14 protein-coding genes are annotated in these 14,220 nt (G+C 68.6%); 10 read left to right on the forward strand and 4 right to left on the reverse strand.

The annotated features are described in order from the left end of the window. The 3 genes from AB0K37_RS17380 to AB0K37_RS17390 all read left to right on the forward strand — a co-directional run. A partial coding sequence (locus AB0K37_RS17380) for an NAD(P)-dependent oxidoreductase (RefSeq protein WP_363981599.1) occupies nucleotides 1–749 on the forward strand: 749 nt, incomplete at its 5' end. A gap of 69 nt (nucleotides 750–818) precedes the next feature. Next, entirely contained in the window at nucleotides 819–1,301 is a 483-nt protein-coding gene (locus AB0K37_RS17385) for a transcriptional regulator (protein ID WP_363981669.1), read from the forward strand. Beyond that, entirely contained in the window at nucleotides 1,291–2,460 is a 1,170-nt protein-coding gene (locus tag AB0K37_RS17390) for an FAD-dependent monooxygenase (protein ID WP_363981602.1), read from the forward strand. The genes AB0K37_RS17385 and AB0K37_RS17390 overlap by 11 nt, the downstream gene beginning before the upstream one ends. Before the next feature lie 177 nt (nucleotides 2,461–2,637). Here the strand turns inward: AB0K37_RS17390 and AB0K37_RS17395 are convergent, their stop codons facing one another. The 3 genes from AB0K37_RS17395 to AB0K37_RS17405 form a co-directional block, all read right to left on the reverse strand. Beyond that, entirely contained in the window at nucleotides 2,638–3,699 is a 1,062-nt protein-coding gene (locus tag AB0K37_RS17395; RefSeq protein WP_363981605.1) for a YihY/virulence factor BrkB family protein, read from the reverse strand. A gap of 199 nt (nucleotides 3,700–3,898) precedes the next feature. Further along, nucleotides 3,899–4,273: a hypothetical protein gene (locus tag AB0K37_RS17400; protein ID WP_363981608.1), complete on the reverse strand. Its 375-nt coding sequence runs from the start codon at nucleotides 4,271–4,273 to the stop codon at nucleotides 3,899–3,901. 92 nt (nucleotides 4,274–4,365) lie between these two features. Then, complete coding sequence (locus tag AB0K37_RS17405) at nucleotides 4,366–4,851, reverse strand: hypothetical protein (RefSeq protein WP_363981611.1); 486 nt, start codon at nucleotides 4,849–4,851, stop codon at nucleotides 4,366–4,368. A gap of 1,822 nt (nucleotides 4,852–6,673) precedes the next feature. Here AB0K37_RS17405 and AB0K37_RS17410 point away from each other — a divergent pair. Continuing rightward, nucleotides 6,674–8,740 (forward strand): SpoIIE family protein phosphatase, encoded by a 2,067-nt coding sequence (locus AB0K37_RS17410; RefSeq protein ID WP_363981614.1) that lies wholly within the window; start codon nucleotides 6,674–6,676, stop codon nucleotides 8,738–8,740. A gap of 1,032 nt (nucleotides 8,741–9,772) precedes the next feature. Here the strand turns inward: AB0K37_RS17410 and AB0K37_RS17415 are convergent. Beyond that, complete coding sequence (locus tag AB0K37_RS17415) at nucleotides 9,773–10,420, reverse strand: TetR/AcrR family transcriptional regulator (protein WP_363981617.1); 648 nt, start codon at nucleotides 10,418–10,420, stop codon at nucleotides 9,773–9,775. Between the two features lie 186 nt (nucleotides 10,421–10,606). On the opposite strand from AB0K37_RS17415, the gene AB0K37_RS17420 reads away from it, so the two are divergent. The 6 genes from AB0K37_RS17420 to AB0K37_RS17445 all read left to right on the forward strand — a co-directional run bounded on the left by AB0K37_RS17420 (nucleotide 10,607) and on the right by AB0K37_RS17445 (nucleotide 14,085). Then, on the forward strand, nucleotides 10,607–10,996 hold the full coding sequence (locus AB0K37_RS17420; RefSeq protein WP_363981620.1) for a VOC family protein: 390 nt from the start codon (nucleotides 10,607–10,609) through the stop codon (nucleotides 10,994–10,996). Nucleotides 10,997–11,057: 61 nt separating this feature from the next. Further along, nucleotides 11,058–11,666 carry a dihydrofolate reductase family protein gene (locus tag AB0K37_RS17425; protein WP_363981623.1) on the forward strand — a complete coding sequence of 203 codons (609 nt, stop codon included), beginning with the start codon at nucleotides 11,058–11,060 and terminating at the stop codon, nucleotides 11,664–11,666. A gap of 607 nt (nucleotides 11,667–12,273) precedes the next feature. Then, nucleotides 12,274–12,423, forward strand: coding sequence for a phage holin family protein (locus AB0K37_RS17430; RefSeq protein ID WP_363981626.1), 150 nt, complete (start codon nucleotides 12,274–12,276; stop codon nucleotides 12,421–12,423). 111 nt (nucleotides 12,424–12,534) lie between these two features. Further along, the gene (locus AB0K37_RS17435) at nucleotides 12,535–12,792 is read left to right on the forward strand and encodes a DUF4235 domain-containing protein (RefSeq protein ID WP_363981629.1); all 258 of its coding nucleotides are present in this window, start codon (nucleotides 12,535–12,537) and stop codon (nucleotides 12,790–12,792) included. Nucleotides 12,793–12,817: 25 nt separating this feature from the next. Continuing rightward, complete coding sequence (locus AB0K37_RS17440; RefSeq protein WP_363981632.1) at nucleotides 12,818–12,988, forward strand: hypothetical protein; 171 nt, start codon at nucleotides 12,818–12,820, stop codon at nucleotides 12,986–12,988. 530 nt (nucleotides 12,989–13,518) lie between these two features. Next, a complete protein-coding gene (locus AB0K37_RS17445) occupies nucleotides 13,519–14,085 on the forward strand; it encodes a hypothetical protein (protein WP_363981635.1) in 567 nt (188 codons plus the stop codon). The last annotated feature ends 135 nt before the right edge of the window (nucleotides 14,086–14,220 follow it).

A 14,220-nucleotide genomic window follows, 5' to 3' on the forward strand; every position in this document is an offset into this window, starting at 1 on the left:
GCGAGGCGGCCCCGGAGGTGGTCGTCAACGAGTTGACCGCCATCGGGGACATCGATACTCGCCATTTCGAGCGCAGCTTCGCCGCGACCGACCGGTTGCGGATCGAGGGCAACGACAATCTGCTCGCGGCCGCGCGGGCGACGGGGGTGCGGCGGTTCGTCGCCCAGAGCAACGGCGCGTTCACCTACGCGCGGACCGGTGGGCGGGTCAAGAGCGAGCAGGACTCCCTGGACCGTTCACCGGTCGCTCCGATGGCTGCGATGATCGCCGCGGTCGAGCATCTGGAGAAGGCCGTGCTGGGCGCGCAGTGGACCGAGGGGATCGTGCTGCGCTACGGCGCGTTCTACGGGCCGGGCACCTCCATGGCGCCGGGTTCGCAGCAGCTGGAGATGATCCGCAAGCGCAAGTTCCCGGTCGTCGGCGACGGTGGTGGGGTGTGGTCGTTCGTCCACATCGCCGACGCTGCGCAGGCCACGGTCGCGGCGATCGAGAACGGGGCCCGCGGTGTCTACAACATCGTGGACGACGACCCCGCCCCGGTCGCGGAATGGCTGCCGGAACTGGCGGCGATGCTGGGGGCCAAGAAGCCGCTGCGTGTGCCGCGGTTCGTCGGTCGGCTGGCCGCCGGACAGGCCGGAGTCGTGCTCATGACCGAACTGCGCGGCGCGTCCAACGCCAAGGCCAAGCGCGAACTGGGCTGGCACCCGGCACACCCCACCTGGCGCCAAGGCCTCCAGCCCGCGGCATGACTTGCCGAGCGTCGCCCGACCATCCATGATGTTCAGTACATACTGAACATCATGGATGGTTTGGATCAGGTGGACGGAATGGCCGATGACCGGGAGCGGATCCTGGAGTGGGTGGAGCGGGCGGCGGTCTTCTGCATGGACGAGTACGCCGTGCCGCCCATCGCCGGCCGCGTGCTGGCCTGGTTGATGATCTGTGACCCGCCGGAGCAGTCGGCGGGTCAGATCGCCGAGGCGATCGGCGCGAGCCGGGCGTCACTGGCCACCAGCATGCGCCTGCTCGTCGACGCCGGATTCGTGCGCCGCCGCATCCGGCCGGGGCGCAAGACCCACTACTACCAGGTGGACGATGACGCCTGGGAAAGGGTCGTCCGGCGCAGAGTCGCGGGCCTGGCCGCGTTCCGTGAGATCACAGCGGCGGGCATGGAGCTGGCCGGGCCGGATCCGGCGCGCACCGGGCGGCTGCGTGTGGCGCACGACGTTTTCGACTGGATGGACAAGGCCTTCGCGAGTCTGCCCGGGCCGCGGCGTGAGGGAGATGTCGATGAGGCGTGAGCAGGGTCGCACCGCGATCGTGGCCGGGGCCGGGATCGGAGGGCTGGCCGCGGCTGTCGGCCTGCTGCGCGGCGGATGGGACGTCACCGTGCTGGAGCGGGCCCGGGAATTGGGGGAGGTGGGCGCCGGCTGGTCGTTCGCGCCGAACGCGTTGCGCGCGGCCGACGCCCTGGGCGTCGGTGAGGAGTTCCGGGCGTGCTCGGTGCCCACCGAGGCGGGCGCCACGATGCGGCTGCCGGACGGCGCCTACCTGATGCGATTCCAGCCGGAGGCCGACCAGGCCTTGCTGGCCAACCATCGCGCCGACCTGCAGCGCGTACTGGCCCGGCACGTGCCGGCGGAGAAGATCCGTACCGGCTGTGAGGTGACCGGCGTCCGTCAGGACGGCGCCGGCGTCACGGTCATCCGCCGTGACGGCGGCGAGATGCGGGCCGACCTGCTGGTGGGGGCCGACGGCATCCACAGCACGGTTCGCCGTGGCGTCTGGCCGGACGCGCCCGAGCCCGTCTTCCAGCGCATCCTGTGCTGGCGCGGGGTGACAGAGCCGGGCGCGGTCTGGCCGGTGAGAGGCTTCCAGACCTGGGGCCGCGGCGCCCGGTTCGGCGCGCACCCGCTGGTCGGAGAGCGGGTGTTCTGGTTTCTCACTGTCCGCCAGGAGCAGCCGGGCCTGCGTTTCGATGACGATCTCGGCGAGGTGGCGGCCCGAACGCGCGGCTGGCATGAGCCCATCCCGCGCCTACTGGCCGCCACGCCCCCCGAAGCCGTGCTGCGCCACGACATCTACGACCTGGACCCGCTGCCCTCCTACGCCAAGGGCCGTATCGCGCTGCTCGGCGATGCCGCCCACGCGATGACTCCCTTTCTGGCACAAGGCGCCTGCCAGGCACTGGAGGACGCCGTCGTGCTCGCGGCCGAAGCGGCCGGCGCCGACTCCGTCCCGCAGGCCCTGGACCGCTACGACAAGGCCCGCCGCCCCCGCTCTCAGCAGGTCCAGCGCATGGCGAGGACCGACCCGAGGCTCAGCCTGTCCACCAGCGGCACGACCTACCGGCTCATGACCGCGATGACCCGCCTGGCCTCCACCGGCATGGCCCGCCGCAAGAGCGCCCGACTCTGGGACTGGACCCCTCCAGTTCTTTCCGCAGAAGGCACCCGGTGACGATCGAGAACACGATGCTCGGCGGGGCGACGCACGCTGCGCGACCACCCTCCATGCGCCACAGGATCCAACGCACCACGACCCGGCACTCGCCCCCAACGAGCACGGCTCGCGGCTACGCGCCGCACCATGACTTCACAACTGATCCAGTGCAGGGAGCAAACCGGCCCGGGACCTTCAGGGCGTCTGGTCTTTGGAAGACCGGAGTCGCCTGACCAGCTCGATCAGGCCGCGGACCGAGGTGATGATCGCCGAGCCGACGGCGCCCACCAGTGGCTCGCGTTCCTCTTCGGCGGTCGGGCCAGGGTCCGGCGTAGCAGGGGTGGGGCACCGCCCGCGGTAGGCCTCCAACTGGGCGGCGGACGCCAGGCCGAAGAACAGCGCGATCGAACTGAGGAACGACCACAGCAGCAGCGCCATCACCGCGGTGAGTGGACCATAGGTGCTGCCGAAGGCGGTGTGCTGGCCGGTGTAGAACGCCAGGCAGAAGGTGAACAGAGTCCAGAGTGTCAAGGTGACCAGCGCGCCGAAGGCCAGCCACGTGTGGCCGGGTTGCCTGCGGCGGGGGGAGCCCCGAAACAGCACCGACGTGGAGGCCAGCGCGAGCAGGAATCCCAGAGGCCAGCGCACCAGGTCGAAGGACGAGCGCAGACCCTCGCCCCAGCCGTAGACCTGGGCGAGGGCATCGCCGATGGCGTCACCGCCGCCCATGACCGTAAAGCCGGACACCATCAGCGCACCCGCCGTGACCGCCAGCACCGCTCCTCTGCCGTACTTGCGGTGAAACGGACGGTCACGTTTCATGCCGTAGATCCGGTTCGCGCCGCGCTCGATCTGAGCCATCGCGCTGGTCAGGGACGCCAGCGCGGTGGCGAGACCCAGCCACAGGGCGAGCGCGTCGCGGCTCTGCCGCTGTTCGCCGAGCACCTCACGGACGGCATCGCTGGCCCCGCCGGGGGCCAGCCGGCTCAGCGTCAGCTGGATCACCTGGCCCAACTGCTCCTGGTGGATGACCGAACTCAGCCCGACCAGGGCGATGGTCCCAGGAACGATCGACAGGCACATCTGGAACGCCAGCGCCCTGGAGTGGCTCATACCGTCGCCGTACCTGAACCGGATCCACGAATCGCGGGCCAGGTGTCCCACGCCGTACTCGCGCAGGGTGGTCCAGGCATCGCCGGCCGAGAGCTCCTCGCCGCTCATGGTGCGCGTCTGGGGCACGACAGTCACCGATGTCACGGCGACACCGTACCTATTGTGATGATGCTCCCCGACTCGCACGTGCTGCCCGGCATCGACAGGCATGCCCTTCTGGGCGCTGGAGGGCGCGGAAGCCGACTGGAGTTGTGGCCAGCAGCCCAGGCAGCCGGTGAGCCCCTGCGCCCTCCAGTTCGTCGCCTGAGAACCTCAGGGCCCCCGGAACTGGCCGGAAACCTGTTCAGGCCGGTGCGGTAGCCAACCACCGCCACCGCGGTATCTCCAGGGCGGTCACTGCGATCGCCAGCACCGTCGCGGCGACGGCTGCAGGGACCGGCCAGGCGATCCAGGACGCGGCGACGGCGACCGCAAGGTGCAGTATCACCAGCGCGATCGTTATTGATCCGGGCACCGCAACGATTGTGTTGGCCTTGTCGCCTGGTGTCGAGAAGACCGTAGGCAGCCCGACGAGCACTACCACCACGAGGACGGCGAGAGGGATCGAGTGCGGTGCCAGCGCCCATGGCGCCGCGACCCACGCGACCAACTCGGCCAGGAACCGCAGTACCGATGCCGCCTTCGTGTCGGGGGCTCGGCCCCCCGGACTCTTTGGCACAGACCGCAAGATAGCGGACAGAGGTAAAGCTCACCACTTCGAAAGCGCGACACCGAGGAGGCTGTCGATTTGAAACTGGCGCCGGGGCCGGATCAGCACATAGCCCAGATCAGTGACGGCCTTCTGCACTCCGGCTCCGGCGAACCCCTTGTCGCACACGATCGGGCACGGCCCGGGCGCGGGCGGCTGGACATGCACAGATGCACCGCCTGAAGCCGCTCGTCCAGCTCCTTGGAGTGGGCCAGGCTGAAGGAGCACACCGCGCCCTCGGCGGTGGTGACCAGCATTAGCTCGGCGCCCCAGTAGAAGGCGTGGTGGGACTTGTCCATGCCGTAGCCGGCGATCTCGCCCGGGTCCGAGCGGTGCACGGTGGTGCGCGAGGCGCCGCAGCGCACCGGGGTGCCGTCCATCAGCCGCAGCCGTTCCTGCCAGGAGGGCGTCTGGCGGACCGGCCCCGCCGCCGCGGCCAGCAGCGGGGCCGCATGGCGCAGATGCCGGTTGTATTCAGACTGGTAGGGCAGGCGCGGGAACAGGTGTCCGATCCGGGCCGGGGCCAGGCGCAGCCACGTGCTCGGCATCGCATGCCAGCAGGACCTGGGCGACGGCCACGCAGACCAACTCGGCATCGCTCAGCAGCCGGGCACGGCCCCGCCGCCGCTGGCGCCGCGAAGGCAGGACGTGATCGTCCAGATGAACATAGAGTGCGGTCAGAAGGGCGTCCAAGTCAGTCTCACACCGACCATGGGCGCCCTTCGCTGTGTCCGCACCCGGTTCAGCGATTTCCCATCAAGGATCTAGCGCTGCTGCTCCTGCCTCTAACTCAGCGGGGTGTATGTGTAACTGGTGGTACAGGTTTGATCTGAGGTTGATGAAATGCCCTAGCATGTCGATTCGACCGTTCCGGTCCACGTCGCGAAATGGACGCTCACATGTTCAGGAATACTTGCCTGGCGACCGTCGTCGGCCTTGGCGTCTTGATCGCTGCCGGTTGTGCGGAGAAGGGACATGAGAAGACGGCGGCTGTAACGACGAGCCCCATACGTCCGCCCACGAGTGGCGCAAATACCCACGCATGTTCTCTCAACGAGAGAGACATCGACCGGAGCGTCCCCCGGACGGCACCCGCGGGGATTTTCTGGAAGCGCTTCAAGGGCGTTGCAGTGCCGTTCTCTCCGTCAGCCGGGCCAATGACGGTCCAAGGAGAGGTCGCGCGTTGCTACACGCACACGCCCAGTGGGGCACTGATGGCCGCGGTTCAAATCAGGGTGCGGCTCGAGCGGGCGGCTGGATGGCAGAAGATCCTGAGACAGCAGGTTGCTTCGGACGCGGGCAAGGCGGCCTATGCACAGACGCGGGGGTCTCACCAGGTCGTACCGGCAGCGAGGGCGGCGCAGATTGCGGGCTTCCGGATCGTCTCGTACACCACCCAGAATGCAGTGATCGGAACGGTGTCGCGCGACCCGGCGCGCGGCGGACATACAGCCATGACTACGACCGTGAGGTGGGACGGCGACTGGAAGCTAGTGCTGACCCCACATGGCTCAGTGGCCTCGGTGATTCGGGCGGACGACTCACGTTCCGGGTATGTTCGCTGGGGTGGCTTCTGACCGCTGGAGGACAGATCCGTATCGCGCAAGCGCGCGCAGACTCTGGGGGACGGCTGTGAAGAGGAACCCCGGGAGCCAGTTTCGGGAGCCACCGCAGTCAGGCTTCCCCCGACTCAATGCGACGTAGTCAAGGCGTTCTTGCAGGTAAGAGGCGCCCCGTTCGACTCAGATCGACTTCTCTGTTTTGCTTCCCGCCAAAAGGTCACTGGTTCGAACCCAGTGTCACCCACCCCAAGTTTCCTCAGGTGACGGCGTTGTCCCTGATCTGATCTCGTGTGTCCCGATGACCGCTTCGTAGTCTCGGGAGCCAGCCACGGGACCAATTCGTACGCTTCGCAGATTCCCGAAGCGCTCACCCAGGCGGCCGATCATCTTGAGTGCGTCGTCGTCCGGGCCCGGTCGAGGTCGCCGACGAAAGCCGCACTGGCTGCTTTGGAACCTCGTTGGCTCGCTTGGAGTCTGCCACGCTGAGGCGATCCCCGTCACCGGCCCGAACGCGGCTTCGACGGTGTTATCTGGGCATCGTTCTTGGTGTCCGCGCTCGTCCTCGCCGACGTCGGCGAGCCGACAGATCTACTCGCGAGGTCCCGCCGGGGGAGTGGTGGGCTGGCGCCGTCGCCCTTGCCGGGAACGCGACGAGGGCCACGGCCACGCACGCCTCACCGCAGAGGAGATCGCGTCCGCGACGTGCCGGCGAGGGTGGCCGGGGCGCGTCGGGTACGGCCACTCCAAGTCGGGGTGGCTACGCTTCAAAACATGCGCTCACAGTAGGTGATGGCCCGGGGGGTGAGAGATGGGCGGTGCGGGCGGGTACGGGATGGGATGGCTCGCGTTGGAGGCCTTCGATCCGGCGCCGGTCGCGGTGGCGTTGACGGTCGGACCGGAACATCGCCTGGTGTACACCAACCTCGCCTACCGGGCGTTCGTGGGGGACCGCCCGCTTGGTGAGCCGATCGGGGATGCGTTCGGCGCTGCGGCCAAGCAGGACTACGGCGGTCTGTTCGATCGCGTCCTGGCCACCGGCGAGCCGATGAGCCTGGTCGAGGCGCCGGTGCGGCCGGCCGCGGCGGGAGCCGGCGAACAGGAGCGGTACTTCTCCTTCAGCCTCTCTCGGTTCACCCATGAGCGGCCGGGGGTTCTGGTGGTCGCGGTCGAGGTCACCGAGCAGGTCGCCGCTGTTCGACGGGCAGACCGGGCGACCGAGGAGCAGAAGCGGTCGCGCCGCCGGTTCGAGAGCCTGGTGTGGATCAACGCGCAGGTCGTGTGGGTGACGGACACCTTCGGCCAGGTGATCGAATCGAGCGGTGGTTGGGAACGGATCACCGGGCAGAGCCGGGAAGAGTTCCTCGGCGAGGGCTGGACGCAGATGCTGCACCCCGACGACCGCGAGCCGACGTTGCGGTCGTGGGAGCAGACGCGCCGCCAGGGCCGCCCTTGGCACTACATGTACCGGGTCCTTACGCGCGAGGGCGAGTACCGGCATTTCGACGTGCGCTCGGCGCCGGTGGTCGAGGACGGCGTCGTGGTCGAATGGATCGGCACCTGCTTCGACATCGAGCGGGAGTGGCGGGAGCGGCAGCGCCGTGAACTGCTCGACCGTGCCGCGGCGGTGGCCGCGGAGCAGACCGCGCTGGTCGAGATGTTCGCCGCGCTCGCCGAAGTACTGGTTCCGGCGTTCGCCGACGGGTGCGGCGTGTATCTGCTACCCGATCTTGGGAGCCGTCCCGCCGGCGCCCTGATCATCGCACAACGCGTCGCCACCGCCGCGGCCGGCGGTCTACGACGCCAACCGCCCGGGGGCGAGGAGCGGTTCGCTGCCGATAGCGGGTTCGCCCGTGCGCTGCAGCGGCGCCTTCCCTTGCAGCGCACCTTCCCGCCGGGCCGGCCGCCGGCCGACCTGCTGCCTGCCAGCACCATCGACTGGCTGACCGCGACCGGCGCCACCAGCGTCGTGCTGATGCCGGTCGTCGTCGACGGCGCCGTCGCGGCTGCGGTCACCGCCGCCCGACGCGGCGAACGCGGTCCGATGAGCCCCGACGACATCGCCCTCATGCGGCAGATCTTCGAGCACACCCATGACGCGCTGAGCGGCGCCGTCCGGTTCCACCGGACCCAGCAGGTCGCGCTGGCCCTGCAGCACGGTCTGCTCGCCGAGCCTCCGCAGCTCGACGACCTGCAGATCGTCGCCCGGTACGTGGCCAGTCCCGCTGCGGCCGAGGTGGGAGGCGACTGGTACGACTCGTTCGTGCTTCCCGACGGCGCGACCGCGGTGGCCATCGGCGACGTCGCCGGCCACGATCTGGCGGCCGCCGTCGGCATGAGTCAGCTCCGCAACATGCTGCGTGTGCTGACCGCCGATCGTCTCGCTCCGCCCGGGGAGATCCTGCGCCGGCTGAACGACGCGATGGAGACGCTGGCGCCCGAAGTGACGGCGACGTGTGCCCTGGCCCGCGTCGAGGAGGCCGGGCCCGGCCGGTGGCGGCTCAACTATGCGGTGGCCGGGCACCCGCCGCCGCTCCTGATGACCCCCGGCGGCAGCCGCTTTCTGCGCGGCGGGGCCAATCCTTTGCTGGGCTTGCCCTGGGAGCAGCGCTACCGCAGCTCGACCGCACCGCTCCCGCCCGGCTCCACCTTGCTGCTGTACACCGACGGCCTCGTCGAACACCCCGGTGAGCACTTGGACATGGGTTTGGACCGGCTCCGCCGTCGAGCCTCCGCACTCGCACGCCGATCCCTGGACCAGGTGTGCGACGGCCTTCTGGCCGACCTGCCCATCACCGGCACCGATGACATCGCCATGATCGCCGTCCGAACATCCGACGCCCACTCGCGGCGGCGGCCAGCGACGCACCAGCCGTGACCAGCCCGGCGAGTTGGTCGACCCCCGCCGCCCGGATCGGCACCATGCCCAAGATCGCCACACTGAAGGCGATCTTGAAACCGAACGACTACTCGCTCAGGAAGGCCCGCAGGCGCTGAGCATCAGCCGCCTGGCCCGAGAGGTCGGCACCTGCACCACGGCCGTCCGCAACCCGTCGATGGGTCACTCTCTGTGGGAGTCGGTGCCGCAGGCGGTCGTCCTGGTCGGGCGTCGTTGCCGGGTTGTTCCTGATCTACAATGTAAAGGCATCGGCTGAGTGAGCAGCTTCGCCTCCGAAGGAGACTGTCATCCTTGGCGCCTCAGATTGCCGGAACGTAGCCGCCGATCAGGTGCAGGTCCGAGCCGCAGGTCGTGCCGGCGGTGACCTTGACGATGACGTCCTGGTCGTTGCGGATCTGCGGGTCGGGCACGTTCTCGACCCGCAGTTTGTTGACCCCTTACCAGCACAGGGCCTTCACAGCCGTCCCTTTCCGCTCGCCCGCTTGGTCGCCTGCTCCAGCACTTCCCGCCCGGGGTGGGGCGGGTGATGGGTGGCGAGTACGCCAGCAGGACCTCCCCGGCCTCGATCAATGGCTTGGCCTGACGCAGCGCCTGCCGTACGCGCTGCCGGGGGTCGGCTTGGCCAGGCGTCCTAGCACTCCGCCGCCGGTGTCGTCGCGCCGCGCAGCGAGTTCAGTGCCCTTTGTGCCGGGCGCAGTACGTGCGCGAACTGCCGGGTCACGCCCGGCTCAGGGCCAGGGGACGCGGTAGCGCAGGAGCCGGAACGGCGTGGGTCCTCGGTTTTCGGCGTGGCCACCCCACGTAGGAGGCGGAGTTCGGTCTCCTCAGGTTGCAGGCGGTCCTGACCGAGCATGACGGGGACGACGTGGAGCTCCGGCCTGTTTCGACCTGGACGACCTCAGGTGCCCGGCCACCGTCGAAATGAGCCGCGGGGGGGGGTGATGTGTAGGTCGCTCCAGCGAGCGGTGGCCAGCCCGGGCCGACGGTCGGACGGAGCGCGGATCGCGTCAGTCAAGCGGTGGCGTAGTCGGACAGGGCGGGCTCCAGCAGGTCGAAGGCTCGGGTGGCGTCGGCGGCGATCGTGCGAGCGATCTGGTCGTTGGAATGGCCGGCGAGGGTGAGCATCTGGATGCGGTGGAACAGCACGCGCTCGACGGTGCCCAGCAGGCCGGCGGCGGTCTGGACGGTGACGTCGTCGGGCTGGGCACCGGTGATCTCGGCCAGTGCCCGCGCCAGATGGTCTTCACGCTGGTCGTGCAGGCCGCGCAGGCAGGCGCTCAGAGTCGGGCTGTCGGCGACCATGCGGGCGAATCGCTGGCCGGAGAAGCCGGCGACGGGGTCCTGGGCGGCCACGGCCTCGCCGAACGCGCGGCGCAGCGCGGCCAGCGCCGACTCCCCTGGTCGTCGGGCGGCGACGGCGTCGGCGAGGGAGGCGGCAAACTGCTCCTGATGGTCCAGTGCCAGGTCTTCCTTGCGTGGGAAGTAGTTGGTGACGGTCTTCTTGGCCACGCGGGCGGCGGCGGCGATCTCGGCGATGGTCGTCTGCTCGAAGCCCTGGGTGATGAACAGCCGGGTGGCGTGGTCGGAGATCAGTTGCCGGGTCTCCTGCTTCTTGGTTTCGCGCAGCCCGCTGGTCGCGGCCGGTGTCTGAGTGCCCATGGGAGCAATCTTACCCTCGTGGCATGTTTATGTTGACACTCCCTGGAGCCTCAGGCTAAATTTACGTCCGTAGTAAGTTGCGCCGCTAGCCCGCCACGGCACCAGGCGCGGCAGCAGCCCTCCGGCGCCAGCGCCCCCTGCCCCACTACCGCGGCTACTGACCCCGTTCACCTTGCAAGGAGATTCATGCAGTTCACCGCCTCTACCGTGTCGCTGACCGTGGACGACGTCACCGCCTCCCAAGAGTTCTTCATCGCCCACCTGGGGTACACCCTCCAGCAGGCCGCCGACGGTTTCGCGTCCCTGTCCCGCCCCGACGCGGTCGACCTCGTCCTGCTCGCCCGCGGCATCCAGGTACTGCCGCCCGAGCAGCGCGACCAGCACGCCAGCGGCGTGATCCTGGCCTTCACCCTCGCCGACGGTCTGCAAGAACAGGAGAAGCGGCTGCGGGACGCCGGCGTCGAGATCACCATGCCACTGCGCCAGGAACCCTGGGGCGAGCGCCTGTTCCAGGTCACCGACCCCAACGGAGTGATCGTCCAGTTCGTGGAGTGGGCCGCCACGAACACCGCCTGACATCCCCTCCGCGATCACTCCGCCTTCGCCCGGCCACGAACACACGAAAGAGAGCCTCCCGTTGCGCAAGCTGGTGTACTACATCGCCACCACCCTCGACGGTTTCATCGCCGGGCCTGATGGCGCCGACCCCACCGGCCCGAACGGCTTTTGGCCCCTGCCCGCCGACTACATCCAGCACATCGCGGCCCACTACCCCGAGACCCTGCCCGGCCCGGCACGCACCGCCCTGTCCGTCACCGCCGAAGGCACCCACTTCGACACCGTCCTGGAAGGGCGCCGCAGCTACCAGATCGGGCTGGAGGCCGGGGTCACCGACGCCTTCCCCCACCTGCGGCACCTGGTCTTCTCCCGGACTCTCACCGAAAGCCCCGACCCCGCCGTCGAGCTCGCCACCGACCCCGTCCAGACAGTAAGCGACCTCAAACGCCAGAACGGCAAGGACATCTGGCTCCTCGGCGGCGCCGAACTGGCCGGCGCACTCTACTCCCAGATCGACCAGCTGATCCTCAAAGTCGGCGCGCTAAGCCTCGGCACCGGCATCCCGCTCTTCTCCCGTAGCGCCGACTTTGATCCACGCACCTGGCAACTCACTGACCACATCGTGCTCGACAGCGGCGCAATGTTCCTGACCTACGACCGCCCCGCCGACTCCGCCACCACCGCGTAAGAACGCGGGCCCATGGCCCTTCCTGAGCCACTCTCGTCGGTGGCTGTGACCGGCACGCACGCCGTTAACTCTGAGCCGGCCCGAGGGGCGGCAGGTGGAATCAGAGCGATCCCGGCACAGCCTTGTCGATCTCGGCTGCAGACCGCGATCAACGTTACCGAACCAACAAGCTGGATACCTCTCTGCTCGGCGCTCTTGAAAAAGAGATAAGAGGTGCCGAAACCATACAGTCCCGCCGGGGTCCGGGTGCGGCCCGCACCGAGGCGGGCACGGCCTCGCCTTGACTGGCGGCCAAAGCTGACCCAAGCCCGGGTCACCGTCGAGGGCGAGCGCGCAATCGGGGGGAATTGTCAGCTCTTGGCCTACGGTGCCGCTGAAGAACAGGGTGGCCTACGACCACGCGGCGAGCTGGATCACCCAGCCAGCGAGGTGTGTACCAAGCCGTCCCGCGTGCCGGCCAGGGTTTTACGTTCCCCGCCCCCCATGGGGTCGTTTAGCGCGGTGACGTGGGGAAAGGGTGGGCGAAGGTTCACGCGACCGAGCTGGGCTCTTGGCTGGTACCGCTCAGCCGTCGGCGCGTAGTCCACAAGGTGGCGCAAAGCCGGCGGTGGGTGAGCTGGTAGAGCAGACTAACGAGCAGATTCCCGGCTGCTGCGAGACGAAGATGCAGTTAGCGGTGGCCGAGATGAAGCGCAAGGGTCGTCACGCGGGGATCGGTGCGGGCCTGTTTGGCGGGCCTGCGTTGGTGGCGCTGTAGGGGTAAGGCGTTGTGGCGTGGCCGCAGCTACAACTGTCCTGACGGTGGGGGAGTGGAGGCGCTGCCGCCTGCGGCCAGCGACCAAGTCACACTGCTGTGAGGGGGATTAAGATGGTTTACAAGCTGTTGTCGCTGACCTTCAGCGTACTGGGCGGACAGCTGGCCGGCGTGCTGTTCAAGCAGCTTTGGAAAAGGGCCGCCGGCCAAGATGACGCACCGGACGCCGACGACCAGAACTACTCCTGGCGGCAAGTGCTGGTGGCTGCGGCGCTCCAGGGCGCGGTGTTCGGTCTGGTCAAGGCGGCAACCCAACGGGTCGGCGCGCAAGGTGTCCGTAAAGCCACCGGTCATTGGCCCGGCGACCGGTGACCGGTCTTCCGATATCGAGCGCGCCGTGGACGGCGTTCTGGAGTCGCTCGCGCTGACCACCCGGGCGGGGCAGCGCGTCGCGTCGCTGAGCGGCGGCGAGCGCAATCGGGCCAGCATCGCGGTCGAGATGCTGACGCGGCCGCGCGTGTGTTCTTGCTGGACGAGCCCACCTCCGGCCTCGACCCGGCCGAGCTGATGGGAACAGCGGGCCGTCATCGGTTGGCGTGCTGGGTGACCACTCCTTCGTCGGCGTGGCTGGATGAGCGGGCCGAGCGGGACGACTTGACGAGAGCGTGGCTCCGGGACTGGTGAAAGGGCGGACGCCCGAGCCAGTGGTGCGCGTCACTCTTTCTGCGGCACTCATCGGAAGTCGCTGGCCGCGTTCGTGGATGAGGGATCGCTTCCGTGTCGTTCTTCGGGCGAATTTGTGTCAGTTATGGCACCGGTCATCGACCTCGAGTTCTTCGCGCAGAGCCTGATGCGCGGACTCGGCTGAGGCAGCCAACCCGTGCGAGGTGGTCGACGCTCTTCGCTTGGGGCAGCCTGCATGGCGAGAAGCGCGCACCTGTCCGTCAACCTGCGCGGAGTGCGTGTTTTCGGTATCTGAGCTGGTCATGGGACGAACGTCCTTTAGTGATGGGTCCAACGTACCTGTTGGTGCCAGTTCAATGTGCGTTGAATGATCAGTGACAGGAGTTCGGGGTTCGATGGAAGGGTGAGACGACAATGGCTGTCTCCGAGCACAAGATCAGCGGACGCCGGGCTCTGGTGAGTCTGAAGGTGGTGGCGGCCAGGCCGATCACCGAGTCGCCCGCCGCGCGCTACGTGTGGGCGCTCGCCCGGCTCGCGCTGGGCTGGGTGTTCCTGTGGGCGTTCCTGGACAAGACCTTCGGACTGGGGCACGAGACCCCGGCCGCCAAGGCGTGGATCGACGGCGGTAGCCCCACCGAGGGGTTCCTGGCCCACTCGCCCAAGGGCCCGTTCGCAGGCTTCTACAACGACCTGGCCGGGCTCGCCTGGGCCGACTGGCTGTTCATGGGCGGTCTCGCAGGGATCGGGATCGCCCTGATGCTGGGCATCGGCATGCGCATCGCCGCCGCCGGCGGCGCGCTCCTGCTGGTCATGATGTGGACCGCAGTCCTGCCCCCGGAGAACAACCCGTTCATGGACGACCACCTCATCTACGCGCTGCTGGCGGTGGGGCTGGCCCTGGTCAGCGCCGGCGACACTCTGGGCCTGGGCCGCTGGTGGGCCGAGACCCCGATGGTCCGCCGCCTCCCCATCCTCAAGTAGCCGCTACAGACGAAGAGGGGCGCTCACCACGCTGAGCGCCCCTCTTCACGTCTTCGCCCGAGGCGATGGCACAGCGGTCAAGAGAACCTCCAGCCAAACGGCATGGTCTATTTGTGTCGGCCTTTCTTGTGCTTG

The sequence above is a fragment of the Actinomadura sp. NPDC049753 genome (assembly GCF_040674655.1).
In the GTDB taxonomy this organism is placed as follows: domain Bacteria; phylum Actinomycetota; class Actinomycetes; order Streptosporangiales; family Streptosporangiaceae; genus Spirillospora; species Spirillospora verrucosospora.

Coding starts and splice junctions, on each gene's coding strand:
- AB0K37_RS17415 (WP_363981617.1), bottom strand. CDS start 10,420: ATGGGCACTCAGACACCGGCCGCGACCAGCGGGCTGCGCGAAACCAAG.
- AB0K37_RS17390 (WP_363981602.1), top strand. CDS start 1,291: ATGAGGCGTGAGCAGGGTCGCACCGCGATCGTGGCCGGGGCCGGGATC.
- AB0K37_RS17410 (WP_363981614.1), top strand. CDS start 6,674: ATGGGCGGTGCGGGCGGGTACGGGATGGGATGGCTCGCGTTGGAGGCC.
- AB0K37_RS17445 (WP_363981635.1), top strand. CDS start 13,519: ATGGCTGTCTCCGAGCACAAGATCAGCGGACGCCGGGCTCTGGTGAGT.
- AB0K37_RS17405 (WP_363981611.1), bottom strand. CDS start 4,851: ATGCCGAGCACGTGGCTGCGCCTGGCCCCGGCCCGGATCGGACACCTG.
- AB0K37_RS17435 (WP_363981629.1), top strand. CDS start 12,535: ATGGTTTACAAGCTGTTGTCGCTGACCTTCAGCGTACTGGGCGGACAG.
- AB0K37_RS17420 (WP_363981620.1), top strand. CDS start 10,607: ATGCAGTTCACCGCCTCTACCGTGTCGCTGACCGTGGACGACGTCACC.